General features: G+C 35.6%; 29 protein-coding genes and 2 pseudogenes. 22 read left to right on the forward strand and 9 right to left on the reverse strand.

Annotated elements, in window-relative coordinates; genetic code table 11:
• Positions 1 to 237: 237 nt before the first annotated feature.
• Complete coding sequence (locus BSR19_RS00635; RefSeq protein WP_156246305.1) at positions 238 to 669, reverse strand: sigma-70 RNA polymerase sigma factor region 4 domain-containing protein; 432 nt, start codon at positions 667 to 669, stop codon at positions 238 to 240.
• 351 nt (positions 670 to 1,020) lie between these two features.
• Between BSR19_RS00635 and BSR19_RS11550 the strand changes: the two genes are divergently transcribed.
• From BSR19_RS11550 to BSR19_RS00680, 9 genes are all read left to right on the forward strand, one after another.
• Complete coding sequence (locus BSR19_RS11550; protein ID WP_156246306.1) at positions 1,021 to 2,349, forward strand: hypothetical protein; 1,329 nt, start codon at positions 1,021 to 1,023, stop codon at positions 2,347 to 2,349.
• Between the two features lie 168 nt (positions 2,350 to 2,517).
• On the forward strand, positions 2,518 to 3,519 hold the full coding sequence (locus BSR19_RS00645) for a hypothetical protein (RefSeq protein ID WP_156246307.1): 1,002 nt from the start codon (positions 2,518 to 2,520) through the stop codon (positions 3,517 to 3,519).
• Positions 3,509 to 4,330: a DUF6287 domain-containing protein gene (locus BSR19_RS00650; RefSeq protein ID WP_197092247.1), complete on the forward strand. Its 822-nt coding sequence runs from the start codon at positions 3,509 to 3,511 to the stop codon at positions 4,328 to 4,330. The genes BSR19_RS00645 and BSR19_RS00650 overlap by 11 nt, the downstream gene beginning before the upstream one ends.
• Positions 4,331 to 5,070: 740 nt before the next feature.
• On the forward strand, positions 5,071 to 5,520 hold the full coding sequence (locus tag BSR19_RS00655; RefSeq protein WP_038675145.1) for a CopY/TcrY family copper transport repressor: 450 nt from the start codon (positions 5,071 to 5,073) through the stop codon (positions 5,518 to 5,520).
• 19 nt (positions 5,521 to 5,539) lie between these two features.
• Positions 5,540 to 7,720: a heavy metal translocating P-type ATPase gene (locus BSR19_RS00660; RefSeq protein WP_156246309.1), complete on the forward strand. Its 2,181-nt coding sequence runs from the start codon at positions 5,540 to 5,542 to the stop codon at positions 7,718 to 7,720.
• 706 nt (positions 7,721 to 8,426) lie between these two features.
• The gene (locus BSR19_RS00665) at positions 8,427 to 9,041 is read left to right on the forward strand and encodes a CadD family cadmium resistance transporter (protein ID WP_000615736.1); all 615 of its coding nucleotides are present in this window, start codon (positions 8,427 to 8,429) and stop codon (positions 9,039 to 9,041) included.
• A gap of 11 nt (positions 9,042 to 9,052) precedes the next feature.
• Positions 9,053 to 9,391 carry a Cd(II)/Zn(II)-sensing metalloregulatory transcriptional regulator CadX gene (cadX, locus tag BSR19_RS00670; RefSeq protein ID WP_000711078.1) on the forward strand — a complete coding sequence of 113 codons (339 nt, stop codon included), beginning with the start codon at positions 9,053 to 9,055 and terminating at the stop codon, positions 9,389 to 9,391.
• A gap of 43 nt (positions 9,392 to 9,434) precedes the next feature.
• Positions 9,435 to 9,569: a hypothetical protein gene (locus tag BSR19_RS11790; RefSeq protein WP_002889641.1), complete on the forward strand. Its 135-nt coding sequence runs from the start codon at positions 9,435 to 9,437 to the stop codon at positions 9,567 to 9,569.
• Positions 9,570 to 9,638: 69 nt separating this feature from the next.
• Complete coding sequence (locus BSR19_RS00680) at positions 9,639 to 9,923, forward strand: hypothetical protein (protein WP_014334291.1); 285 nt, start codon at positions 9,639 to 9,641, stop codon at positions 9,921 to 9,923.
• Between the two features lie 510 nt (positions 9,924 to 10,433).
• On the opposite strand, the gene BSR19_RS00690 is transcribed toward BSR19_RS00680, so the two are convergent.
• The 8 genes and pseudogenes from BSR19_RS00690 to BSR19_RS00725 all read right to left on the reverse strand — a co-directional run bounded on the left by BSR19_RS00690 (position 10,434) and on the right by BSR19_RS00725 (position 15,890).
• Positions 10,434 to 11,642 (reverse strand): tyrosine-type recombinase/integrase, encoded by a 1,209-nt coding sequence (locus tag BSR19_RS00690; protein ID WP_156246310.1) that lies wholly within the window; start codon positions 11,640 to 11,642, stop codon positions 10,434 to 10,436.
• Position 11,643: 1 nt separating this feature from the next.
• Positions 11,644 to 11,925 carry a helix-turn-helix domain-containing protein gene (locus BSR19_RS00695; protein ID WP_156246311.1) on the reverse strand — a complete coding sequence of 94 codons (282 nt, stop codon included), beginning with the start codon at positions 11,923 to 11,925 and terminating at the stop codon, positions 11,644 to 11,646.
• Positions 11,926 to 11,978: 53 nt separating this feature from the next.
• A complete protein-coding gene (locus BSR19_RS00700) occupies positions 11,979 to 13,121 on the reverse strand; it encodes a YcjF family protein (RefSeq protein WP_002889646.1) in 1,143 nt (380 codons plus the stop codon).
• Between the two features lie 20 nt (positions 13,122 to 13,141).
• Complete coding sequence (locus BSR19_RS00705) at positions 13,142 to 13,345, reverse strand: hypothetical protein (RefSeq protein ID WP_156246312.1); 204 nt, start codon at positions 13,343 to 13,345, stop codon at positions 13,142 to 13,144.
• Between the two features lie 79 nt (positions 13,346 to 13,424).
• A pseudogene (locus BSR19_RS11435) lies at positions 13,425 to 13,643 on the reverse strand (CHAP domain-containing protein); the annotation flags it as partial.
• 149 nt (positions 13,644 to 13,792) lie between these two features.
• Positions 13,793 to 14,359, reverse strand: a pseudogene (locus tag BSR19_RS00715) (replication initiation factor domain-containing protein); the annotation flags it as partial.
• Between the two features lie 24 nt (positions 14,360 to 14,383).
• Complete coding sequence (locus BSR19_RS00720) at positions 14,384 to 15,118, reverse strand: HAD family hydrolase (RefSeq protein WP_037599723.1); 735 nt, start codon at positions 15,116 to 15,118, stop codon at positions 14,384 to 14,386.
• Between the two features lie 4 nt (positions 15,119 to 15,122).
• The gene (locus BSR19_RS00725) at positions 15,123 to 15,890 is read right to left on the reverse strand and encodes a DeoR/GlpR family DNA-binding transcription regulator (RefSeq protein ID WP_037604022.1); all 768 of its coding nucleotides are present in this window, start codon (positions 15,888 to 15,890) and stop codon (positions 15,123 to 15,125) included.
• Between the two features lie 480 nt (positions 15,891 to 16,370).
• Here BSR19_RS00725 and lacA point away from each other — a divergent pair, with 480 nt between their 5' ends.
• The 13 genes from lacA (at position 16,371) to BSR19_RS00790 (ending at position 26,348) form a co-directional block, all read left to right on the forward strand.
• On the forward strand, positions 16,371 to 16,796 hold the full coding sequence (lacA, locus tag BSR19_RS00730; protein ID WP_002290555.1) for a galactose-6-phosphate isomerase subunit LacA: 426 nt from the start codon (positions 16,371 to 16,373) through the stop codon (positions 16,794 to 16,796).
• Between the two features lie 16 nt (positions 16,797 to 16,812).
• Entirely contained in the window at positions 16,813 to 17,328 is a 516-nt protein-coding gene (lacB, locus tag BSR19_RS00735; protein ID WP_002889666.1) for a galactose-6-phosphate isomerase subunit LacB, read from the forward strand.
• Positions 17,329 to 17,451: 123 nt separating this feature from the next.
• A complete protein-coding gene (lacD, locus tag BSR19_RS00740; RefSeq protein ID WP_002889668.1) occupies positions 17,452 to 18,432 on the forward strand; it encodes a tagatose-bisphosphate aldolase in 981 nt (326 codons plus the stop codon).
• Between the two features lie 27 nt (positions 18,433 to 18,459).
• A complete protein-coding gene (locus tag BSR19_RS00745; RefSeq protein WP_002889669.1) occupies positions 18,460 to 18,777 on the forward strand; it encodes a PTS lactose/cellobiose transporter subunit IIA in 318 nt (105 codons plus the stop codon).
• The gene (locus tag BSR19_RS00750) at positions 18,777 to 20,483 is read left to right on the forward strand and encodes a lactose-specific PTS transporter subunit EIIC (RefSeq protein WP_037599720.1); all 1,707 of its coding nucleotides are present in this window, start codon (positions 18,777 to 18,779) and stop codon (positions 20,481 to 20,483) included. The genes BSR19_RS00745 and BSR19_RS00750 overlap by 1 nt, the downstream gene beginning before the upstream one ends.
• 136 nt (positions 20,484 to 20,619) lie before the next feature.
• A complete protein-coding gene (lacG, locus tag BSR19_RS00755; RefSeq protein WP_037597316.1) occupies positions 20,620 to 22,026 on the forward strand; it encodes a 6-phospho-beta-galactosidase in 1,407 nt (468 codons plus the stop codon).
• Entirely contained in the window at positions 22,026 to 22,298 is a 273-nt protein-coding gene (locus BSR19_RS00760; protein WP_073686143.1) for a DUF3884 family protein, read from the forward strand. The genes lacG and BSR19_RS00760 overlap by 1 nt, the downstream gene beginning before the upstream one ends.
• A 20-nt stretch (positions 22,299 to 22,318) precedes the next feature.
• Positions 22,319 to 23,218, forward strand: coding sequence for an aldose 1-epimerase family protein (locus BSR19_RS00765; protein WP_002889672.1), 900 nt, complete (start codon positions 22,319 to 22,321; stop codon positions 23,216 to 23,218).
• Between the two features lie 465 nt (positions 23,219 to 23,683).
• Complete coding sequence (locus BSR19_RS00770) at positions 23,684 to 24,352, forward strand: ArsR/SmtB family transcription factor (RefSeq protein ID WP_156246313.1); 669 nt, start codon at positions 23,684 to 23,686, stop codon at positions 24,350 to 24,352.
• 306 nt (positions 24,353 to 24,658) lie between these two features.
• A complete protein-coding gene (gene trxA, locus BSR19_RS00775) occupies positions 24,659 to 24,973 on the forward strand; it encodes a thioredoxin (RefSeq protein WP_156246314.1) in 315 nt (104 codons plus the stop codon).
• 8 nt (positions 24,974 to 24,981) lie between these two features.
• Entirely contained in the window at positions 24,982 to 25,902 is a 921-nt protein-coding gene (trxB, locus tag BSR19_RS00780) for a thioredoxin-disulfide reductase (protein WP_156246315.1), read from the forward strand.
• Positions 25,899 to 26,168 carry a hypothetical protein gene (locus BSR19_RS00785; RefSeq protein ID WP_156246316.1) on the forward strand — a complete coding sequence of 90 codons (270 nt, stop codon included), beginning with the start codon at positions 25,899 to 25,901 and terminating at the stop codon, positions 26,166 to 26,168. Before trxB ends, BSR19_RS00785 begins: the two co-directional genes overlap by 4 nt.
• Positions 26,169 to 26,348 (forward strand): type Z 30S ribosomal protein S14, encoded by a 180-nt coding sequence (locus BSR19_RS00790; RefSeq protein WP_014677714.1) that lies wholly within the window; start codon positions 26,169 to 26,171, stop codon positions 26,346 to 26,348. It begins immediately after the preceding gene.
• The last annotated feature ends 4 nt before the right edge of the window (positions 26,349 to 26,352 follow it).

The raw sequence follows: 26,352 nt of genomic DNA on the forward strand, positions 1-26,352 counted from the left end.
ATACCTCGTGTATTCTATTTTGTGATAAAAAATATAGGAGACATGCTCGGTTTGAGGTCATGAGCTGGACTTGTTGATTTTTCCTTTCTATCTTATAGGAGATTCAGGAGATGAATTTCGGAATTTTTTTAAAAATATTTTTTTATTTTTCTCCCTATCTTTAAGGAGATTCGGTTGTCTAAATTCGGAACATTTCACAAAAAAACTGATAATCTATCTGATTATCAGTTTTAGGTTTTAAACATAATCTTTTAAAAGTTTTTGCAATGTTTCTTGATGTTTTTTAAAGTGAGCTGTTACGGTTTTATCGCTAAGACCAGTAAGCTTGGCTAATTTAGTTGACGACATAGGCTTATCAGCTAGTTTGCCTCGCATGATGATTTTGTCACTTGGATTTAAAGTTTCAATAAAATTAGCTATGAGTCCTAACATTTCATTTTGAAAAAAAGCTTCTTCAGTATTTAGCAAATCACTTTTGATAACTTCGTATTTTTCTGTTGTACGACCATCAACCGAAATGTTTTCATCAAGGCTTTCAAGGTGGTGATATCGATTACGACGATTTGCATTGTCAAATGATTTATCATCAGTACGTAGAATCTTATCCCAGACTTCAATATCTTTTTTATCTTTTGAAGTGAGGCGGTGGCTAAAAGTTAGTTTAAACATGGGAGTTCCTTTCTTAGTCCTTTTTTAGGAAGGAAAGAAACTTTTATGAGCTATACTGAATACCGATAAAGTGCAAAAAGGCACAGCAAATAAACGGATAAACAGATATATGCAGAACTCGACCATTATCGTCTAAGTTTTCATATTCGTTTCAATCCGTCCATTTGATGCATTAATTAGGACTTTTCTTGTTGGGAGTGAAGAAAAAGACACGCAATTTTGGTATACTTATTTAGTAAATATGTCATGTCTTATCTTTACTATTTAGTATGAAGTAGATAGTGTTATTTACAATAGTAGATAAAGTATATAAGGTAGATAAGGTTACTAATTTTAATACGAGGAGAAAAAATGTCTAATAACATTCCATGTTTAACTGGTGGTATACTATTCGGACTCATTCTTGAAGCGAGAAAGTCTAGGACTAGGGTACGTAGTAGGGAATTAGATAAAAATGACGGTTTGACTGAAGTTAACATTATGCTGTCATTGCTTGAAATTTTTAATGGAGGACCTCAGCTGAGACCTCAAGGAACGTCATTAAAAAAGGACGTGTCTCAATATAAGAAATGTGAATTATCTTCGACTACATATCTGCCATTTGATAACCAAAAATCTATCGCCTCTTTTGCAGATTCAGTAAAACAAAATAAAAAAGACACACTTAATCGTATGTCGACATTTATCAGTGATAAGTTTGCAGAATCAAGATTGGAGTGGTTCGTCTCTGCAATTATAGAAACTATTAGTAACGATAAAACAATTGATGCATCGGAATACTTTAGGGTTTCTATTAATAGTGTTGTATCTAAGTCAGAGTTATCCAATGTTACAACAATAGAAATAGAGTCGTTCTTATTAGATGTCATGAGATATATATTTGTTAATAAAATAGATAATGAACTCGGTAAATCTACATTTAAGTCATGGTATTCACAAAGTGGGATAAAAACGCAATGGAAATTCATTAATTCAGAACTTGGAAAACATCTACCCAAATTAGAAATAACTAGATATGCAACCAATATAGCAAATACTGAGGAAAGAACTGATAGTATAGAGGAGCAGGAACATACCGAAGAAGTACCAATCGAGACAGAGGATAGAATTAATCTAAATGTGGAAACTGACGAGTCCATGAGACAACAAGAGCTAAAAAATTCTGCAGTTGTAAATCAGTATGCTAATGATATCTATAATATTAAGACCGCCAATAATATAATTAACAATAATCCATCACGGGCAGTATTGTCTTCAGATGGTTTTTACAATCTATTTGTAAAATACGATGAGGAATATGAGGGAACTTGTTTTACAATACGAAGAGATAGGATGCTTAATGGGACACCAGAGCATATTAGAACCAAGTTCTCTAAGTTTTCATTTGATGATGTTGAGGAAATAGTTAGTCTTCCAGCTTTGTTTCTTCCCGAATATAAGAATAACAAGGAGATTCCATTTGGATACTTGGGTCGGTTGAGAGAAATAAACATACCTAAGTATGGGGACCCAGTATTTCATTTTAAAACGACGAAAAGCGTACCTGTAGATTGGGTGAACTTACATAAAGATGAACTTATGATTGCTCCATTTGAGCTGGAGAACACTCATTGGGCTATTAAACGAGCTAACTTAATGAATGTATTAGAAGTTTTAACCGATGGTAGCGAAACAGAGTAAAAATCTAACGGCAGGTTGAAAATTGGTTAAGGTTCTATGGAGTTTGTAAGTATTGAGTTGCTACAATTATCACTAGATAAATTCTATCTAGATATGATTTTCGTTTTAATATGGGCTACAAAAAATATGTCAAAGCGTTTTACTGTTTAAGGAGTGTACAATAATTTTATGCAATCTTTTATGCAATCTATTAATGGTAGTGAAGTCTATTTTCAATCATTTTTAATAATTTTTTTAGTTATTCTATTGTCATTGATTCTTTTATTTAACAAAGATAGATTTCAAAGAGTACTATTTATTTCGATTATAATATCTATTTTAATAATAGATTTTATTGTCTTTATGAATAAATGTACTTCTATACAGTTATTTGCCGTTATGAACAAACCGGAGGTGACTGCTAGCTTGATGGTTGCAATACCAACTGTTAGTACGTGGATTATGGAATCTAGAACAAAAACAGAACTAGAAAAGATAAATAATTTAAAAACGGCACAGGAAATTAGAGAAAATATTAACGATGAAAAAAGTGAATTGATTAGTGAGATTGAAGATATCATAGGACCGGAAAAACTTAATAAGTTGGATTCTCTTAGTATATTGCGAATGCTAAATAGTTTAGATAATTTTTTAATGAAACTTAGCGAAGTCTCATCTATATATCGTCAGTTAAATACTATTACATTTAAGTTAGATATTGAGAGGTTGTATGGGGTTACATATCAATTATTTGAAGAAGGGTTAAAAAAACGTATATTCCCTGAAAAAGGAGATATAACTAGTAGATTTGGAGAAATTTTTACTAAGCTAATAAAAAATAAATTATTGTACGGTATTGAGTCAAAAGAAAGCAAAGATATCTATAGAGATATAGCATTTTTACTTTTGGATGATCAATTTGAAAAGTTGTATTATATTGACTTTGCTGATATTTTTGAAAAAGAAAAACTAATCATAGAACAATTATCATCTGATGGCAGAGGTAAAGAAGTCTTCTTTAATCATAAAGAATTTTTTAAGTGTACAATATCAAACTCACTAGTATCAATGTTGAAAGATGATAATACTTTCAAAGAATGTAATGTTTCAAAGTTAGATGATGACAATAGGGAAAAATTTGAACAACTATGTCGTAATGGAGAAGAGGGAATGAGTGATGATGAAATATAAAGAAGAATTTTATTTACTGGATGGACGGGAAGATATTTCACTTAATCAGGAGGATTGTGATTATTTTCTATATGAAACAGACGATACCTTTAATTTTAAGAATAAAGAAGATAGAGGAGTAATAAAAAACACAATTCGTGAAAAATATGAGGAATTTAAAGCCTCTTCTATAAAACAGGAAACATATGAATTAAAACAGGGAACATATAAATTCTCATTTAGTAGGGACTATACAGAATTAGATACACAAGAAGAATTACGTAAAAAAACTTTTTGGAGTGGCTGGAACAGTATAGCTTATGAAAAGTATATTAATGATTCTACTGAACATTACTTTTTTGTTATTGGTGATATTAAGGAAAATACCGACAAGGCTATACGTCTTCATATTATTCATTTTGAGAGAGCGAAATTAGACAAACTCTTACAAAAAAAAGAATTGGCTGCTAATGGAGTATACTACTTTTACTTTTCACAAGAGAGAGATTTAGATATAGACGAGATATTGAAAAATGATTTTTCAAGTTTAGAAGGAACATGGAAAAATGGGAAAAATGAAAAATTAATAATTAAGGGAGCGACCATAACCAATAAAAAACATAAATTGTTCATACCTAGTAAGAATGATAATGTAGATTTTCCTTTTCTGTATGTTAAACCATTTTTTGGTGGTGGTTATGCCATGGGTTTACTGAAAGCTGGCGACAAACTTCCCAAATTTCCAGATGTTTCAAATTATATGAGACCAAGGCTAGTATTAGGTCAAACGCTAGTTCAATACAAAGAGTATGACTACTTTTATAGAAGTTGATATAGTCATAATTAATTGTTAGGAAAACTCAAGTAACTGAATCAAATTTAAACTAGAGATTTAGGGATATATATTAAAGATAAAGCATAGTATTTTCCTATATAAAATAAAACCACCTCGAATTAAGAGATGGTTGACTAGTCTATTTTATGGTGTTAATTGGTGTCAATTTTATCTAAATGTATGGATTTCAGTCTATTTTCATGGAAGTTTCATTATTTTAAATATTGATATAAAGGGATTTGTAAGTATTGAGAGTTTGTAGTTTTCAATAGAGAAATTCTCAAAACGTTAATTCGTTACTGGACAGCAGAGTCCAAACGAAAACACTTTGCAACTTGCAAGGTGTTTTTTTGTATGAGAATTGGCGGTGCGCAATTAGGATAGTTCTAGCGACTTTAGTCGCATAGAGATATGCTATGCATAGTTGCCCCAAGAAAATAAGCGAAGCGACATTTGATTGGATGGCAACCACTGCACTCAAAACGTTAATCAATACGATACTATCAACGTTTACAGACATTCAAGAATTTTCTCTTGGATGTCTTTTTTGTATAAAAAATAGTTGTTTTTCGGAAAGTTAGCTATTAATATTTATCAATGATAAAAATAGCATGTTTTAAGGGACTGACCCCAAAAAGTGAGAATTTAATAAAAAGACTTGACATAATTCGTTTACAATGGTAAACTTATTTTAAACATATTCGTTTACATCTGTAGACAACTAGGAGGGAAGGAGAATGAGCACAATAGAATTTAATACTTATATCACAGATGCAGAATGGGAAGTCATGCGTGTAGTTTGGGCAAATGATCGAGTAACTAGTAAAAAAGTCATTTCCGTATTGCAAGAAAAAATGGACTGGACACAATCCACTATCAAAACGATCTTAGGTCGATTAGTTGGAAAAGGCGTACTAAATACAGTGCATGAAGGTAGAAAGTTTATTTACACTGCCAATATTGAAGAGACAGAAGCCGTAAGGGATTATGCAGAAGATATTTTTAACCGTATTTGCAATAAGAAAGTCGGAAATGTAATAGGAAGCATCATTGAAGATCATGTTTTAAGCTTCGATGATATAGATCGACTAGAAAAAATATTAGAGATGAAAAAATCTTTCGCAGTAGAAGAAGTGGATTGCAATTGTCCAGAAGGACAATGCGAATGTCATTTACATCATCATTAAGCATAAGGAGGAATTTAAGATGAATAATGACAACAAATATTCGTCCCATAATCACCATGATTATGACGACATGGATAAGTTAAAACACGAGCATGGAATCACCGATGAACATGGATACCATAAGGATCAACATCAAGTACATCAAGCTGGGCATGATCACTGCGGGCACAGTGGACATGATCACAGCGGGCATAATCACAGCGGACACAGTGGGCATGATCACAGCGGGCATAATCACAGCGGGCACAGTGGGCATGCCCACCATCATCACGGAAGCTTTAAGGAACTTTTCTTAAAGTCATTGCCACTAGGAATCATTATTATGTTCTTTTCCCCTTTGCATGGATTTAAACTACCATTCCAGTTTACTTTTCCATATTCTGATATTGTAGTAGCTATTTTATCTACTATATTAATTATTTATGGGGGACGTCCATTCTATCAAGGTGCAGTTGACGAATTTAAACAAAAAAAACCTGGAATGATGGCACTCGTTTCTTTAGGTATAAGTGTTTCATATTTATACAGTATTTATGCTGTGATCATTACCTACGTAACGGGTGAACACTTGATGGACTTTTTCTTTGAATTTGCTTCATTACTATTAATCATGCTATTAGGTCACTGGATTGAGATGAAAGCTATTGGAGAAGCAGGAGACGCACAAGCAGCATTGGCTAAGTTAGTGCCGAAAGATGCTCACGTTGTATTAGAAGACGATTCAATTGAAACACGACCAGTTGCTGACTTACAGGTAGGTGATTTAATTCGTGTTCAAGCCGGAGAAAATGTGCCAGCAGACGGGATTATCGAGCGTGGCGAATCACGTTTAAATGAAGCTCTTTTGACTGGAGAATCAAAAGCAGTTAAAAAAGGCCCTGGCGATGAAGTAATCGGGGGCTCAACAAATGGAGAAGGGGTTCTTTATATTAAAGTGAATGAGACAGGTGATCAATCCTTCATCTCTCAAGTTCAGAATTTAATCAGCCAAGCTCAAAGTCAGCCTTCCAGAGCAGAAAATATTGCTCAAAAGGTTGCAGGGTGGCTCTTCTATATTGCTGTTATTGTCGCGCTAATTGCTTTTGTAGTGTGGATGATTATTGGAGATATCCCAACGGCAGTTATATTTACTATTACTACATTAGTTATTGCTTGTCCGCACGCATTGGGTCTGGCTATTCCATTGGTAACCGCCCGTAGCACAAGCTTAGGAGCTAGCCGTGGCTTACTAGTAAAAGACCGCCAAGCCTTAGAAATAGCTCAAGATGCAGATGTGATTATTTTAGATAAAACGGGTACTTTAACAACTGGTGAATTTAAAGTATTAGATGTAAAACTTCTTAATGACAAATATACAAAAGAGGAAATCATTGCCTTATTGGCAGGTATTGAAGGAGGATCTAGCCACCCAATTGCTCAATCAATTGTAAGTTTCGCCGAGCAGCAAAATATACGTCCAGCATCTTTTGATTCGATTGATGTGATTTCCGGTTCTGGAGTAGAGGGTAAAGCAGGTGGGCACCGTTACCAATTAATCAGTCAAAAAGCCTATGGACGTAATCTTGATATGGATACTCCAAAGGGAGCAACTCTTAGTGTCTTAGTAGAAAACGATGATGCCATTGGTGCTGTAGCTTTAGGGGACGAATTAAAACCAACAAGTAAAGAGTTAATTAAAGCTCTTAAAAAGAACAATATTCGACCAATTATGGCAACAGGTGATAATGAAAAAGCGGCTCAAGGCGCGGCAGTAGATTTAGGGATTGAATATAGATCAAATCAATCTCCACAAGACAAATATGAGTTAGTTAAAACACTTAAAGATGAAGGAAAGAAAGTTATCATGGTAGGTGATGGTGTAAATGATGCTCCTTCTCTTGCCTTAGCAGATGTTGGTATAGCTATAGGTGCTGGAACTCAAGTTGCGTTGGATTCAGCTGATGTCATATTGACTCAATCCGATCCAGGAGATATTGGATCATTCATTGATTTAGCACACAAAACAACTCGTAAAATGAAACAAAACCTATTTTGGGGAGCTGGTTATAACTTTATAGCTATCCCTCTAGCTGCAGGAATTTTGGCTCCTATTGGTATCACATTAAGCCCTGCATTAGGAGCAATCCTAATGTCTGTGTCAACAGTCATCGTCGCCATTAATGCTATGTTATTACGTTTAGATCCAAAAAATAACGGTTAACAGATTGAATGATGGAAACTCCTTAAAGTATCAAGATACAATAGTTTTACAGGAGAAAAAGAGATGTAAGTAATGGCTCTTTGTAAAATCGTGTTGGTAGAAGTAGACGATTTTTCTACCAACACGATTTTTAATTTATTATAGAACTGATTTCTGTTAAAATCCTAAAAGCCACCTATTTCGACAGTTTTATAGCTTGTTATTCTATTTTCTTGACAATAATACCACCGTCTCCACACGTTTTTTAACCATAAAAAGCCACCTCCATGAGCATTTGATTATATTGTACCAAATCCAACTTGGAGGTGTTTTTATTTAATTCTCATTTACGGGGGTCAGTGCCAATTAAAATTGCGTATTTTTTATTTAAAATGTATTAGAATTAAATTCATATAAAATATGCACGAAAAATAAATCAAAATTAAAAAGTACAAATTAATGAAGTGATTATTGATAAAAATAGTTAATAATTGGTTAAACAAAATATATAACTCGTTTATAAATTTATAGAAATGAACCATTATAAATCTCCTCTTAAATATTGAAAAAACCATTGGCAGTGGACATACTTTAAGACTATATATTTCTGAAACTAGTTTCACAATACAAATATTGACATGCAATTATTAATTGGTGGATTTTAAGTTGACATCTACAAAGCTTAATGTTAGAATACATTCAAAAATATATTTGAATGAGGTATTTTATGATTCAAAATGTTGTTACTTCAATAATCCTGTATTCTGGGACAGCCGTAGACTTACTTATTATCCTAATGTTATTTTTTGCCAAAAGAAAAAGCAGAAAGGACATCATTAACATCTATTTAGGACAATTTCTAGGCTCTGTTAGTCTAATATTCCTAAGTTTGCTTTTTGCATTTGTCTTAAATTATATTCCTAGTAAAGAGATTTTAGGTTTACTCGGTTTGATTCCAATTTTCCTAGGCCTCAAGGTTTTGCTTTTAGGAGATTCTGATGGAGAAGCTATTGCAAAAGATGGTTTGCGAAAAGACAATAAAAACCTGATTTTTCTAGTCGCTATGATTACTTTTGCAAGTTGTGGCGCTGACAATATTGGTGTCTTTGTCCCATATTTTACCACCTTAAATTTAGCGAATTTGATAGTGACTTTACTTACTTTTCTAGTCATGATTTATCTCTTGGTTTTTTCTGCCCAAAAATTAGCACAAGTCCCTTCTGTTGGAGAAACTTTGGAAAAATATAGCAGATGGTTTATTGCCGTTGTCTATTTAGGATTGGGGATGTATATCCTGATTGAAAACAACAGCTTTGACATGCTATGGGCTGTGTTAGGCTAGGAGAAAAAATTATGAAAAAAGATAGTATCTGTCAAGTGGATGTTATAAATCAACAAAATGTTACAACCGCAACGAACTACCTTGAAAAGGAAAAAGTCCAAAAATCACTTCGCATTTTATCAAAATTTACCGATAATAAACAGATAAATATCATCTTTTATCTCCTTGCCGTCGAAGAACTCTGTGTCTGCGATATAGCCTGTTTATTAAATCTCAGTATGGCATCTGCCTCCCACCATCTTCGTAAACTAGCCAATCAAAACATCTTGGACACTAGAAGAGAGGGGAAAATTATATATTATTTTATAAAAGATGAGGAAATCAGAGATTTTTTTAATCAACTAGGATAACAACTATTTTTACTACTTTTCCATGATTATAGGGAGATTATATATGAAATTTTTTGATGAAAATTACTCACAAGAAATACCTACTCGTATCAAATGTTTAAGAAAAAAGTATAATTTAAAGCAAAGCGACCTAGGTAATGCAGGTCAAGTTAGCCAAGTTGAAAAGGGAGGAATTTGAAAGAATTTGTATCTTTTATTTTTTGTTTCATTTATGCCCTATGCTACTGGAATAGTTAGTAGTCATTTCATGAATCATACGGCACAGCTCTTTTATGGACTGATCGTTATTGTTTCAACGGTAGCAAACTGGTTTTTACATAAAGTAATTGATAAACCCAATATAGATCAGAAAGAATTACTTGAAGCTACCGCACAATATAGGAAGTTATTGATACCTGACCTAATAATTAAAGGAGTGGGATTGATTCTATCCTTAATTCTCTATCCTCCGATTATGATGTATAGTGTTTTAATTGCGGCATTTTACATCATAACTTTAAAAACACTATCCGAAAAAAGAGTGAATAACTAAAAAACGGTGACCAAAGTTAGGTGTATTATTTTAATGCTTAGAGACCTAAACTATTCCCCTATTTTAAAAATATTGATTCAGATTTTATGAAATTAAAAAGTAGATATTGTTCAGAAAATCCTTGATATTACGCTGTTTTTAGTCCAACTGAAATCCATACTTTCCAAACCAGGTCTTAAGAAAGCTCGTAAAGCTAGCCAGTTCTCTAAACGTTAATTCGTTACTGGACAGCAGAGTACAAACGAAAACACTTTGCAACTTGCAAGGTGTTTTTTGTATGAGAATTGGCGGTGCGCAATTAGGATAGCTCTAGCGACTTTAGTCGCATAGAGATATGCTATGCATAGTTGCCCCAAGAAAATAAGCGAAGCGATATTTGATTGGATGGCAACCACTGCACTCAAAACGTTAATCAATACGATTATATCAACGTTTCAAGACATTCAAGAGTTATCTCTTGGATGTCTTTTTTTATCAAAAAATCTATAGTTTCCCTGAAATTTCCCTGACCTAATTTTTAAGATTCCTAAATGCAATTTCACCAACAGTTTGATTTACTATATCTTTAGTATTAACATAAGTCTTTGTAATTTCTTTGTCACTATGAGTTAAGTCTTCAGAAATTACTTCAAGTGGAACTCCAGCTTGTTTTGCGAGTGTCGCACCAGTATGTCTTAGTTTGTGTGGGGAAGCTGGTGCTAGTTCAGAGTGCCTGCGTCTGACTGATTTCATTCTATAATTCAGATAATCTATATGGAGTGGTAAGTTAATATTGTTTGAACGATCATTATAGGTGAAAACAAACTGTTTTTGATTTTGTCGAAGACCAAATAGTTTAAGTTCTTCTTGTTGCTTCACTTTCCATTTTGCCAGTAAGCCCATCAATTCAACTGGAGCTTTAAAAATAGTCTTTTTATTGCCTTTTGTTGATTTGACATTACCAAAACGGTCTAGTGCTTGCTCAATAAGTATTTCTCCAGTAGAAAAATTAATGTGTTTCCATTGCAAAGCATAACTTTCTGATTTTCGGTCAGATAAGAAGAATGTCGTATAAAAGAGCGTGTAATCTTTTAGGTCTATTAGGCCATTTTCTAAATCTGTATCAAAAGCTAGTAGCCAAGATGTTAACTCCTCTTTATCTAGGGAAAGATCTTCCTCACGTTTGCTTTCTTTAAGGAGAATCTTTTTATTAGCTTTAATTCTACTAATTGTTTTTCGAAGTTTATTTGAAGGAATATAATCTAGTTCCTCAGCCCAATCAAATACGGAGTTAACATAGCTTCTAATCACTTTAAAATTAGCATAGCTATTTGCTTTGGGAGTGAGTAGTGAAAGAATAAGTTGTTTATTATTATTTAGGTATTCAATGGAATATTTACCTAGAATAGGTAAGATATGTAGTCTGAAGAGGTTTTCTGTTTGAAAAACAGCTACCTTTGTAGGTGGTTTAATTGTAGTTGTGGTTTGACCTGCCTTGTAAGGTTCTAACCAAATTTGTTTATAAAAGTTCTCAAAAGTGATTTCTTCCTTTTTATCAACAGGAAGATTATTTCTTGCTTTTTCTATATTCACTGCAAATTTAAGTTCAGCTTCCCTAGCCTCCCTTTTTGTTTTAAAACGCTTTTCATAATATTGCCCCAGACCCAGTTTCCCTTGAATATCAGTGGGAACATAGAGTTTTAATTGATAGGTTCTATTTTTCGTTTTCTTAAAAGCCATTTTAATCTCCCGATGCGCTTATTTCTAACCTTGTCATCCATTGATTGATACTTTCCTTATTGAAACGAATAGATTTTCCAATTCGGATATAGGGTAGCCCCATTGCAATCCAAATATCAAGTGTATTATTAGAGATTCCAAGGTAGTTACAAGTCTGTTTTTTGTTTAGAAAAGGGCTGTCAGCCCCAATATCTTCTTTAAAATGATGAATTTCGTTCTTTATTAGTGTTGCAATCATTTGCTGAATTTCTTGAGTTTGTTCTTCTGGTAATTGTACTAGCATATATTATTCTCCTTTTAAAAGTAAAAAACCAAGGTTTCATTTTACCTTGGTCGTTATTTTTTCTTTTGAACTGATAGCTGTTCTTTAAAAAGTTTATTCATTTTTTTCTGTCCCTCAGAAGAGTTGAGAGTATCTTTGTTGATTTCCCCTTTATAAATTTGTTCCATTAGAAGTAAGTATGCTTCACCTAAAGCAGTAGTGATAAGACCAGCGGTTGTACCAGAAATAGCTCCACCAACACCGGTACCAATACCTGGGAAAAATTTCAATATATTAGAGACAATAGTTTTACCGATTAATGTAGCACTACCAGATCCTAAAGTGGATGTTACGAAAGCTGTTAGGAAAGCTTTATTTATTTCGAGTCCAAATATTACAGTAATCGCACTAATCATAGCAACTTGAGTTGGCACTAGTAAAAATGCATCAGCAAAGGGGATTGGAGCGAAACCTTCTCCAAAACTTGCTGTTACCGCTGTTGCAATAGCAGCCCTAGCATGTTTTTTTTTTGCTTCTAGAGATACTTTTTGAATATTTTGTAGTGTATCTTGAAGCTCGGAAGGTAATACTTCAGACATTACATTTATTAAGGTATCCAGCCCAAAGGATTTCGCAACATATTCTTCATCAAAATCCATGTCCTGAGCAAGAATTGGTACAACCTTACAAATATCAAGGTTTTCTTGTTCTACATGATTTTTCATTTCCAAAGCTTTTTTTCTTGGAACAGATTGTGTGAGTACCACGATTATTGGGACTTTGGAGTTTTTATTTTTTTCAGAGAACTCCTTTAGCCACTCTACCTCAGAACTATCAAAGGTACGGTTTGCTCCTACATTAATGCAGTACCAAATACAGTGGATTGTTTTGTTGATGTCATTAGAGGAGTAACCTTCGCTTATTAATTTTATTACTTCATCTTTTACGTTGTCTTGTTGGTCAGAAGAAAGTTCGAAACCGGGAGTGTCATAAATGGAGAGAGGATAGTCACTCTTAACAATTTTTCTGATTTCTTGTGTTACTGGTCTACCTAGACCGGTATCAGCAAAGTCACCTCTAAACAAACTGTTAATGAGTGTACTTTTTCCTACCCCAGATTTACCAATAACTATTATGTTAAGCTGTTTTAGATTATTTATTTTATCATTAATTGCATTAATACATTGTTGAGCAATACTATCTGTATCAATCTGCATTGATTTCTTCCTTTATATAATTATTTTTTTTTGACTAGTTCATCTTCCCATGAGACACTATAGTGCTGTCGATTATTTATCCCTACTTGTTTTTTATATAAATAATTAGTGGTTTTTTTCAAGACTTTCGGTAATAACGTTGTAGAAACTATTATTGCTCCAGTTCCTATAATGTACTTCATTTTAGATTTTTTTTTAATTGGTTTCGAATTTTTCTTTGACATAATATTTCTCACTAAATTTAAGTTTTGAAGTAATTATATCATATAAAACATTAAAATTGCTACAAAATTTCAACATTATTCAACTATCTTTATTTCCCATAACATAAGTAAATTGTTTTGCTGTTTCTGCATCAAAAGTGCGGTAGCTAACGACTCCTAGGCCTTTGACGTTTGATTCAGAGATAAGAATGGAGCAATCTGATTTGACTTGTTCCACAAAGGCGATGTGGCTATAGGTTGGATCTGCTCCAGCTTGTCCTGGGCTAAAAGATAGTGCGGAGTGCTCGGTAGGGGTATTTCCAGAAAAGAGGTCTTCACAGATGGTAGTTAGGGTATCTATCCCACCACGTTCACGGACAGTGTTTAAGGTGCTCAGTCCACCAGACCAGGCTTTAAAGTTGTTTAGTGAATTGATTTCGACTTTGTATTCCATAAGAGATTTCCTTTCTAGTGTTCATAGTGTTTGTTGGTTTTGAGGAGTCTTAAGATAGCCTCCCCACGATCAGTTATTTCACGGCTATTCTGAATCATCTTCATGTATTCTGTTTGCATGATTTTGTCTGCTTCAGAAACGAGTGCGAGAGAGTTTGCGACTTGATAGGTTAACCAGCGAATGGTTCGTTCGATACTGTAGGGTTGTGGACTGGTTGAGAGTTTTAAGGGTTCGACCCCTCCAAAGAGCCTTTGCCATTTTTCATCGGGCTTATAGGCTCCAAAACGGGTGACACCATCATAGACTTGGATTTCCTTGTTCACGATGCCTCTTGCGATTTCTCCGAGGTCCACACCGTTGATGTATTCCTCCACAACGCCTTGGGCTTTCTGGTCTGAAAAGCGTAGCTCGTAGCGGTTCCAGATACCAAAAATCTCCAAGGATTCTTCCAAGGAGATATTTTCCATACGGGCGATTTCGTATCGCTTTTCATAAAAGTTGAAGTAGAGCTGACTTTGACGGCTCCCAAAGTAAAGGGAGAGACCGTGATTGGCTTCCATATCGTCGTTATCGGTGAAGGAGCATGATATTTCATGATCTTAGATCTATTTGAAGTCATGATTAATATCAAATAAACCAAGAACTAAATCTCGAAGTTCACTTGCACTAAAGACCTCATAAGCAGGCATTTCTTCTTTCTCTTTTGCTATCTGTCTGTTTCGATGGTTGAACCAGATAGGATGCCATCCAGCGTTATAACTTCCTTCGATATCGTTGATAAAGGTATCCCCAATGTATAGGCTTTCTGAAGGTAAGAAATTTAACTTTTTGGCAGTATAGTCAAAGATTTCTTGTTGAGGTTTGCTATACCCTGTGGTCTGACTAATAATGATTTTTTTCTTTTCAAAATATTGATAGGCACCAATAAGCTGGAGTTTTCGACTCTGTAAGTCAACAGGGCCATTAGTTAGAATACCGATTGGGATGTGGTTTTCATGTAGAGCCAGCAGTAGTTGATGTATCTCAGGAATCATTGTAATCTGATCGAGTTCATATTCATAGTCAGCTTGGAAGTCTAGAGCTTCTGTCCTAGATATACTATCGATGCCAAATTCTTCCATAGTCTTCTGACAGCGAAAAATTCTAAGTTCCTCAATACTGATGAGTTTTTTCGTGTATTTAGGAAAAGCAACATCAGACCAATATCTAAAACGTTTGTAAATGTTATCTATTTGTTGGATATCAATCGTTGGAAAACATTTCTCAACGCTACGTTTAAAGGGGAGTTGATGGTCATAAAGAGTGTCATCAAGGTCAAAAACAATATTTTTATAAGTCATAATTCTAGTCCGCTTTTAAAATAGTAGTGTACTGGCTAAATTCCTCTAAGTGTTGAGGGCTAATCTGGTTATCTGTAATGATGGTATCGAGTTGATCTAGATTATAGAAGTTAAAGAAATCGTATCGATCGAATTTAGTACTGTCTACTAATAAGAATTTTTCTACAGCATTGTTTAGGGCAAGTTGTTGAATCACACCTTCCTTGTCACTATATGTAGCAATAGAATTATGGGTAACAGCATTTGCACTAACAAAAGCTTTGGCAAATCTCATTGCTTTTAAATTTGTCGAAGCCATTGAACCTACAAAAGCTCCAGTTACTTCTCTATATTCACCGCCAAGAAGCAATAAATCAATGGTTTCGCTATCATTTAGAATCAAGAACACAGGGAGACTATTTGTAATGACACGAATTTTATAACCTTTACGACCTTTCAATTCTAATGCCAGTTGTTCAAGTGTAGTTCCGGGTCCAATAAAAATAGTATCGCCATCTTTGATTAAAGAGCAGGCTTTTTTAGCAATGTCAATTTTTTCTTTTGTATTTAGACTTTTCTTCTCGATATGTGTCTTTTCAAGTGGCTTTTTAGAGGAAAGCAATTGTGCACCACCATGAGTACGTCTTAAAAGTCCATCAGCTTCTAGAGCATCAAGGTCTCTACGGGCTGTCATATCGGAAATATCTAGTTCATCTATTATTTCTTTTATGGTTATGGTCCCGTCAATCTTTAACATATCTAAAATTTTTTCTAATCGTCGTTTTTTGTTCATATGAAGACTCTTCTTTCATAAAGTAATTTTTTTCCAAAGATAATTCTCTTTTAATTGTATCATAAAAGACAATATTTTCAAGGCGAAACAAACAATTTCAAACAAAAAACAAACGTTAGATGATGAAATAAGAACAGAGGGTTGACGTATATTAACTTAGGTCAGATTTTGTATAAGACGAAAATAAGGTAGGACCTCTTAATCAGTAAATTATAGAAAGTAAAAGACTTTTGTAATACTTGAATAGATATTTCACGTCCATTTTGTGATGGTTTAAATGAACAATAATTTAACGGTGTTATCTACTTTTAAAAAAGCAAACAAAAAAACAAACAAAAAATAAACAAAAAGTGTTGCTTTTTGTTTAGATGTTTGGTATTATATAAACAAAGAAATGATGAAAACGTTATTTCGAACATTTTGCAAAATATTTTCTACTTCTACGTAGCATTTCTTTCTAAAATTTAGGAGGTAGTCAAAATGGCTATTGTTGTTGGTGCAGATCTCAAAGGTACGAGATTAAAAGATGTTGTGAAAAATTTTCTTGTAGAAGAAGGTTTTGAGGTAATTGATGTGACTAAGGACGGACAAGATTTTGTTGATGTTACCTTGGCAGTTGCCTCTGAAGTAAATAAAGATGAGCAAAACTTAGGTATTGTAATTGATGCTTATGGAGCTGGTCCATTCATGGTAGCAACTAAAATTAAAGGTATGGTTGCAGCAGAAGTTTCAGATGAACGCTCAGCTTATATGACACGTGGACATAACAATTCACGAATGATTACGGTTGGCGCTGAAATCGTCGGTGATGAGCTTGCTAAAAACATCGCTAAAGGTTTCGTCAATGGTAAATATGATGGCGGACGTCATCAAATCCGAGTAGATATGCTTAACAAGATGTGTTAAGAAAAGGAGTTAAGGAATGAGAATCGCAATTGGATGTGACCACATTGTCACAGATGAAAAAATGGCAGTATCAGAATTCTTGAAATCAAAAGGACATGAGGTCCTTGATTTCGGGACATATGACCACGTACGTACTCACTACCCTATCTATGGTAAAAAAGTCGGTGAAGCAGTAGTAAGTGGTCAAGCAGACTTGGGAGTATGTATCTGTGGTACAGGTGTTGGCATTAACAATGCAGTCAATAAAGTTCCAGGTGTTCGCTCAGCGTTGGTTCGTGATATGACATCAGCTATATATGCAAAAGAAGAGTTAAATGCGAATGTTATCGGTTTCGGTGGAATGATTACTGGTGGTCTTCTTATGAATGACATCATTGAAGCTTTCATTGAAGCAGAGTACAAGCCAACAGAAGAAAATAAAAAATTGATTGCAAAAATCGAACACGTTGAAACTCATAATGCACATCAAGCAGATGAAGATTTCTTTACAGAATTCCTTGAAAAATGGGACCGTGGTGAGTATCACGACTAGATAATAGATCTATAAATCTCATAATCAGATAAAATAATTAGTTGAAAATTTTTACGTATAAACTAGAGAAATTCATCTTGTAAAAGAACTTAGTAAGAAAAGTATAAAAGAGGTATTTAAAAAATGGTACTTACAGAACAGAAACGCAAGTATTTGGAAAAACTTTCAGACGAAAATGGTATTATCTCAGCTTTGGCATTTGACCAACGTGGTGCTTTGAAACGTTTGATGGCACAATATCAAGATGCAGAGCCAACTGTAGCTCAAATGGAAGAACTGAAGGTTTTGGTTGCTGATGAACTTACAAAATATGCATCATCAATGTTGCTTGATCCTGAATACGGACTTCCAGCAACAAAAGCATTGGATAAAGAAGCTGGTCTTCTTCTTGCCTATGAAAAAACAGGTTATGATACATCAAGTACAAAACGTTTGCCTGACTGCTTGGATGTTTGGTCTGCAAAACGTATCAAAGAGCAAGGCGCTGATGCCGTTAAGTTCTTGCTTTACTATGATGTAGACAGCTCAGATGAACTTAACCAACAAAAACAAGCTTATATTGAACGTGTTGGTTCTGAATGTGTCGCTGAAGATATTCCTTTCTTCTTGGAAATCCTTGCTTATGATGAAGAAATTTCAGATGCAGGTTCTGTTGAATATGCAAAAGTGAAACCTCGCAAAGTCATTGAAGCGATGAAAGTTTTCTCTGATCCACGCTTTAACATTGATGTTCTTAAAGTAGAAGTACCAGTTAACGTTAAATATGTTGAAGGTTTTGCTGATGGTGAAGTGGTTTACAGTAAAGCTGAAGCTGCTGACTTCTTTAAAGCACAAGAAGAAGCAACTAACCTTCCATACATCTATCTAAGTGCAGGTGTGTCTGCTAAATTGTTCCAAGAAACATTGCAATTTGCTCACGACTCAGGTGCCAAGTTTAATGGTGTGCTTTGTGGACGTGCTACTTGGGCAGGGTCTGTAGAACCTTACATCAAAGAAGGTGAAAAAGCAGCACGTGAGTGGTTGCGTACTACTGGATTCGAAAATATTGATGAACTTAACAAAGTTCTTGTTAAAACAGCTAGTCCATGGACTGATAAAGTATAGTAAAAACATAAAACGGAGGATATTGTTATGAACAGAGAAGAGATGACTCTTTTAGGGTTTGAAATTGTTGCCTACGCTGGCGACGCTCGCTCTAAACTTTTGGAAGCGCTTAAAGCAGCTGAAAATGGTGACTTCGCTAAGGCAGATAATCTTGTAGTAGAAGCAGGAACTTGCATTGCAGAGGCTCACAATTCTCAGACAGCTATGTTGGCTCGAGAAGCTTCTGGGGAAGAACTTCCATACAGTGTTACTATGATGCATGGTCAGGATCACTTGATGACTACGGTCTTGTTAAAAGATGTGATTTATCACCTTATCGAACTTTATAAAAGAGGAGCAAAATAATGCATAAACTCATTGAACTTATTGAGAAGGGGAAACCATTCTTTGAGAAAATCTCTCGAAACATCTATCTCCGTGCTATTCGTGATGGATTTATCGCTGGTATGCCAGTCATCCTTTTCTCATCAATCTTTATCTTGATTGCCTATGTGCCAAATGCTTGGGGCTTTCACTGGTCTAAAGGTGTTGAAACTTTCTTGATGACTCCTTATAGCTATTCAATGGGTATCCTAGCATTCTTTGTTGGTGGTACTACCGCTAAAGCTTTGACGGACTCAATGAACCGTGACCTACCTGCGACTAATCAAATTAACTTCTTGTCTACAATGCTAGCGTCTATGGTTGGTTTCCTTTTGATGGCAGCTGAACCTGCTAAAGAAGGAGGCTTCTTGACAGCCTTCATGGGTACAAAAGGTCTCTTGACAGCATTTATCGCAGCCTTTGTGACAGTTAATGTTTATAAAGTCTGTGTAAAAAATAATGTTACCATTCGTATGCCTGAAGAGGTTCCACCAAATATCTCTCAAGTATTTAAGGACTTGATTCCGTTCACTGTCTCAGTTGTTCTCCTATATGGACTTGAACTCCTTGTTAAGGGAACTCTTGGTGTAACTGTTGCAGAATCAATTGGTACCCTTCTTGCTCCTCTTTTCTCAGCTGCAGATGGTTACCTTGGAATTACTCTTATCTTTGGTGCTTATGCCTTCTTCTGGTTTGTTGGTATCCACGGTCCTTCAATTGTCGAACCAGCAATCGCTGCTATCACTTATGCCAATATCGATGCCAACTTGCATCTTATCCAAGCTGGACAACATGCAGATAAAGTTATCACTTCTGGTACTCAAATGTTTATTGTTACCATGGGTGGTACAGGAGCGACATTGATTGTTCCATTCTTGTTCATGTGGATTTGTAAATCAGAACGTAACCGTGCCATCGGACGTGCCTCAGTTGTTCCAACATTCTTTGGGGTTAACGAGCCAATCTTATTTGGTGCACCAATCGTATTGAATCCGATTTTCTTTGTACCGTTCATTTTAGCTCCGATTGTCAACGTTTGGATCTTTAAATTCTTTGTTGACACATTGAACATGAACTCATTCTCTGCCAACCTTCCATGGGTTACTCCTGGTCCGTTGGGAATTGTACTCGGTACTAACTTCCAAGTTCTATCATTTATCTTAGCCGGACTCTTGGTAGTTGTTGATACTATCATTTATTACCCATTTGTTAAGGTATACGATGAACAAATTCTTGAAGAAGAACGTTCTGGTAAAACAAACGATGCTCTTAAAGAAAAAGTAGCTGCAAACTTCAATACTGCTAAAGCAGATGCCGTTCTTGGAAAAGCAGGCGTTGCTAAAGAAGATGTAGCAGCAAACAATAATATCACAAAAGAAACTAATGTCCTTGTTCTTTGTGCAGGTGGAGGTACAAGTGGCTTGCTTGCCAATGCCTTGAACAAAGCAGCAGCAGAATACAATGTTCCAGTCAAAGCGGCAGCGGGTGGTTACGGTGCTCACCGTGAAATGTTGCCAGAGTTTGACTTGGTAATCTTGGCTCCACAGGTCGCTTCAAACTTCGATGATATGAAGGCTGAAACAGACAAATTGGGCATTAAACTTGCAAAAACTGAAGGAGCTCAATATATCAAATTGACACGTGATGGACAAGGTGCTCTTGCATTTGTTCAACAACAGTTTGATTAATAAATTTGTAAAAGTTATTTGAGACGAGATCACTCATTCTATTTCCTCAACACAGTGTTAACCATATCATTTCATTTCCTTGGTTTTCAGAACACAGAATCTCGTCTCAAATGCTTTTTTGAAAGGACTTACACTTATGACTAAAACACTTCCTAAAGATTTTATTTTTGGTGGTGCGACAGCTGCTTATCAAGCAGAAGGTGCAACTCACACAGATGGTAAGGGCCCAGTAGCATGGGATAAGTATCTTGAAGATAATTATTGGTATACAGCAGAACCTGCAAGTGATTTTTACCATAAATACCCAGTTGATTTAGAATTAGCTGAAGAATATGGTGTTAATGGTATTCGTATTTCTATTGCCTGGTCTCGTATTTTCCCAACGGGCTACGGCGAAGTAAATGAAAAAGGTGTTGAATTCTACCATAAACTATTTGCTGAATGCCACAAGCGTCATGTTGAACCATTTGTGACTTTGCATCATTTTGACACACCAGAAGCTCTTCATTCAAATGGAGATTTCTTAAACCGCGAAAATATAGAACACTTTGTAGATTATGCCGCTTTCTGTTTTGAAGAGTTTCCAGAAGTAAACTACTGGACAACTTTCAATGAAATTGGCCCAATTGGTGATGGTCAATACTTGGTTGGTAAATTCCCTCCAGGCATTCAATATGATCTTGCCAAAGTCTTCCAATCACACCACAACATGATGGTCTCTCATGCACGTGCTGTAAAATTGTATAAGGATAAAGGTTATAAAGGTGAAATTGGTGTTGTTCATGCTTTACCAACTAAATACCCTTATGATCCGGAAAATCCAGCAGATGTTCGTGCTGCTGAACTTGAAGACATCATCCATAACAAATTTATCTTGGATGCAACATATCTTGGGCACTATTCAGATAAAACGATGGAAGGTGTCAACCATATCCTAGCTGAGAATGGTGGAGAACTTGATCTTCGTGATGAAGACTTCCAAGCACTTGAAGCAGCTAAAGATTTGAATGATTTCCTTGGTATCAACTATTACATGAGTGATTGGATGCAAGCTTTTGATGGTGAGACTGAAATCATTCACAATGGTAAGGGTGAAAAAGGAAGCTCTAAGTACCAAATTAAGGGTGTTGGTCGTCGAGTAGCTCCTGACTATGTTCCACGCACAGACTGGGATTGGATTATTTATCCTGAAGGCTTGTATGACCAAATCATGCGAGTGAAAAATGATTATCCGAATTACAAGAAGATTTACATCACTGAAAACGGTCTCGGATACAAAGATGAGTTTGTAGATAATACTGTTTATGATGATGGTCGTATTGATTACGTGAAGCAACACTTGGAAGTTTTATCAGACGCGATTGCGGATGGTGCAAATGTTAAAGGTTACTTCATTTGGTCACTTATGGACGTTTTCTCATGGTCAAATGGTTATGAAAAACGTTATGGATTGTTCTATGTAGACTTTGATACGCAAGAACGCTATCCTAAGAAATCAGCACATTGGTATAAGAAAGTAGCAGAAACTCAAGTGATAGAGTAATATCACCTGAGAATGTAATAATTTGTTATCCGATTTTTAGATCAGGCTTTGAAAAGGTATATATTATTAATTTCGAAGATTGTCCTATAATTCCTGAGCTTGAAGCTACCTCACTACTAAAATGTAGTAACTGGTGTGTTTCACCTGGAAAAGAGTGGATTTGCCATTCTGATTTAGCATTATCCGAATTTGAATGGGAAGTTTTACAATTACTCGATGTAGCAATATGTGAGACTGTTCACTTCGAGGTAGATTATTTGCCTTTCCAATAACAAAAAGAAAGGAATTAACTGTGACTATCGAATTAAAAAACGAGTATCTTACGGTTCAGTTTAAAACACTTGGTGGTCAACTGACTTCGATTAAAGACAAAGATGGGTTAGAATATCTCTGGCAAGCTGATCCAGAGTATTGGAATGGACAGGCACCAATTCTATTTCCTATCTGTGGTAGTTTACGTAATGATTGGGCTATTTATAGACCTCAAGAAAGACCCTTTTTTACAGGTCTAATTCGTAGACATGGTTTTGTTCGAAAAGAAGAATTTACTCTTGAAGAAGTTAATGAAAATAGCGTGACTTTCAGCATTAAACCAAATGCTGAGATGCTTGATAATTACCTTTATCGGTTTGAACTAAGAGTTGTTTATACCTTAAATGGGAAATCCATTAGAACCGAGTTTCAGGTAACGAACTTGGAAACTGAAAAAACGATGCCTTACTTCATTGGAGCCCATCCAGCATTCAATTGTCCTTTAGTAGAAGGCGAAAAGTATGAGGACTATTCTCTTGAATTTAGTGAGGTTGAGTCTTGTTCGATACCAAAGAGTTTCCCTGAGACAGGGTTATTAGATTTACAAGATCGGACGCCATTTTTGGAAAACCAAAAGTCTCTTGATTTGGATTACTCACTTTTTTCTCATGACGCCATTACACTTGACCGACTGAAATCTCGCAGCGTGACACTTCGCTCGAGAAAGTCTGGTAAAGGTCTTCGAGTTGATTTTGATGATTTTCCAAACTTGATTCTGTGGTCTACAGCTAATAAAAGTCCATTCATTGCTTTGGAACCTTGGAGTGGTCTCTCCACTTCACTTGAAGAAGGTAATTTCTTAGAAGATAAAAGACAGGTAACGAAAATTTCACCTCAAGAAACTTCTAGAAAAACCTATGATATTACTATCCTTAATTAAAATTTGTTATTATTTGAGTCTTCAATAAGATTTGAATACTCTTACCTTGTGATGATAGAATGGTCTTCTCCGTGCCAGTCTTACATCGCAAGGTTTTTAAGTTTTTTGTGGGTCTATGTCAACTGTAGTTGGTGACGAAAAGCTAATATCTAAAGACAGTCTGGTAGTAAAAAAATAAGATTATTTACTACTTCTTGATTTAAAATAATAGTGAAGCCATTAATTTGTGGCAAATTTAATTTAAAATTTTGCCTCAAATTAGCCACACTTTTTATAGAACTAAGAGGAATAATGAAGTTCTCTTCCTATTAATATTAGTAAATGTTAAGGATAAGTATTCTTTTTATTTTTTGGCGAATGCCGGCTTTTTTGCCACAAATGAGTATCAACATCTTTCGAATGGAATAGTTGACAACTGTTTTTAAGAATTATACTATTGAATTGAATAGATAAGGAGTTGATTTGATGCAAGAGACAATGATTGATTACAAACAAAATATTTACCAAGAGCTATCTCGCTTAACAAAGGGGCTAGGAAGTGAGAAGCGTCTTGATATTTTAAATATATTATCACAGGGACCAAAGACAGTTGAGGGAATTGCGCATGCGACGGGTCTCTCTGTTGCCAATACTTCGCGCCACCTTCAGGTTTTAAAAGAAAGTCACTTGGTGGTGACGAGTCGAAATGGTAATTTTATCCGTTATAGCTTGGCTTCTGAAAAGGTTGTCCAGTTAGTCCTTCTGTTATTTGCCGTCGGTGAAGAACAGTTAGCAGAAGTCAGAGCGATTGAGTCAGACTATGATGAGGCAGCTGGTGTTCCTCAGATTGAGCTCGCTAATGCAATTGAATTAGCAGCTAAGACAGATGCTCTCCTACTTGATTTAAGGCCTGTTGAGGAGTATGAGGCAGGGCACTTGCCAAAAGCTTGTAATTTACCAATCGATGAGTTTGATCAAAAAAAAGCTCAGCTTCCCAAAGAGAAGACCATCATTGTTTATTGTCGCGGGCGCCAATGTGGCTATGCTAACCTAGCAGCACAGGATTTACAGAGTTTAGGCTACAGTATCTATAGTCTCAATCGCAGTTTTGCTGATTGGAAGTGGGGTGCATCCTCTCGTTCAGAACTTGACTAAGGTGTATTCCTTAGTCTTTTCTTATAACCGGAGACTCGTGAGCAAAATCGTTGCAAAATAGATTTAGTGTGCTATAATTCAATTATTCAATAAAAAAGTTGAATTTCTTTTTTACTCAACCTATTCAATAATTTCATTGAATTGCATCTTTGAAATACTTCTTATTTAGTATCTCAAAGAAACTAAGTGATACAAATTGGAGTTTTAGAAGGGCTAAGTTAACCTTTTTGAAATTCATTCTTTTATTCTTATGCTATTCAATTATATAATTGAATAGAAGCGATTTATTTTAGATAGGAGTTTTTTATGACGACACAACTAACAACCGAAACATTTGCGAAATCTATCCAAAATGGGGTAAGTTTTATCGATTTTGGGGCGCAGTGGTGCCCACCTTGTCGGATGATGGAGCCGGTAGTGGAAGAACTTTCACAGGAATTTGACGGAAAAGTAACGATTGCTCAGGTGGATGTGGACCAATCACAAGATCTGGCCAATCTCTTTGGCATTCGTTCTATCCCAACAATGGTGATTTTTAAAGATGGCAAACCCGTTGATGCTCTTGTTGGTGTTCATCCTAAACAAACATTGATAGAAAAAATCCAAGCACAGTTATCATGAGGTGATTTATGTATGATGCAATTATTGTAGGTTCAGGACCTGCAGGGTACACAGCTGGCATTTATTTAAGTCGAGCTGGTTTGAAAAATCGATTGATCACAGGCTATTCTGAGGGTGGTCAATTAACCACCACAACCCTCGTAGAAAATTATCCAGGTTTTGAAAACGGGATTGATGGCAATGAATTAGTCCAAACAATGCGCCGCCAAGCAGAACAGTTTGGCACCGAAATGACCTTTGGATTTGTTCAAAAAATTGAAGGCGAATCGTCTCCTTTCGAGGTACATCTGGATAATGGTGAAATCATTGATACCAAGGCCGTTATTATCGCAACAGGCTCTAGCGCTAAATACCTAGGAATTGAAGGCGAAGAAGAGGCCATCGGAAAAGGTGTCAGCGCTTGTGCGACCTGTGATGCTTTCTTCTATAAAGAGCGTGAAATCCTTGTAGTTGGCGGGGGTGATGTCGCTATGGAAGAAGCCCTCTATTTGACACGCTTTGCATCGAAAGTGACCGTTATCCACCGCCGCAATGAGTTACGCGCATCTGATATTATGGCCAAACGGGCTCAGGCAAATGATAAAATTCATTGGATGTTAAATTACACGCCTGTCAAAGTTACATCTAATCTGATGGGAATGACTGGTTTGGATGTTCGTAATAATGAAACAGGTGATATTGAGTACATTCAGGCTGACGGTCTCTTTGTGGCCATTGGTCATCAGCCAAACACCGATTTTCTTGATGGAAAATTAGCATTGGATGATAAAGGCTATATTCAAACACAGGCAGGAACAGCAAAGACCTCTGTTGCAGGTATTTTTGCAGCTGGTGATGTGCAAGATCCAAAATACCAACAAGCCATTACTGCAGCAGGTAGCGGTGCCATTGCTGCCCTAGATACATTGGCCTATATTGATAACCTATGATGAAATCAGTCACGTCTAGTATCGAATTAGAAGAACTGTTAGCCAAACATCAAAATTTAGCTCTTCTTGTTTCAGGAAATCAATGCAGTCTATCGTCTCTTGGGCAAAAAGAACTCATAGACATGGCTGAACGAGAGCACTTGGTGCTTTACCAAGCAGATATTTTTCAAGTGCCCCGTCTTATTTCTTTATTTGGCATTCAGCCTACCCTGACGAGTTTATTAGTCTTTAAAAAGGGTCAATTGGTTGATAAGAAAGAGGTTTAAATGGCAAGAAAAGCTTTGATACAAAGGAAAAAGAAGGCCTATCCGGTTCAAGAATACTCACGCTGTTTGGCATGCGGCCGCCCGCATTCGGTTTACCGCAAGTTTAAACTTTGTCGGATTTGTTTACGCCAGCAAGTTTACCAAGGTGTCATTCCTGGGTTGAAAAAAGCTTCTTGGTAGTGGA

The sequence above is a fragment of the Streptococcus salivarius genome, assembly GCF_009738225.1.
Classification (GTDB): domain Bacteria; phylum Bacillota; class Bacilli; order Lactobacillales; family Streptococcaceae; genus Streptococcus.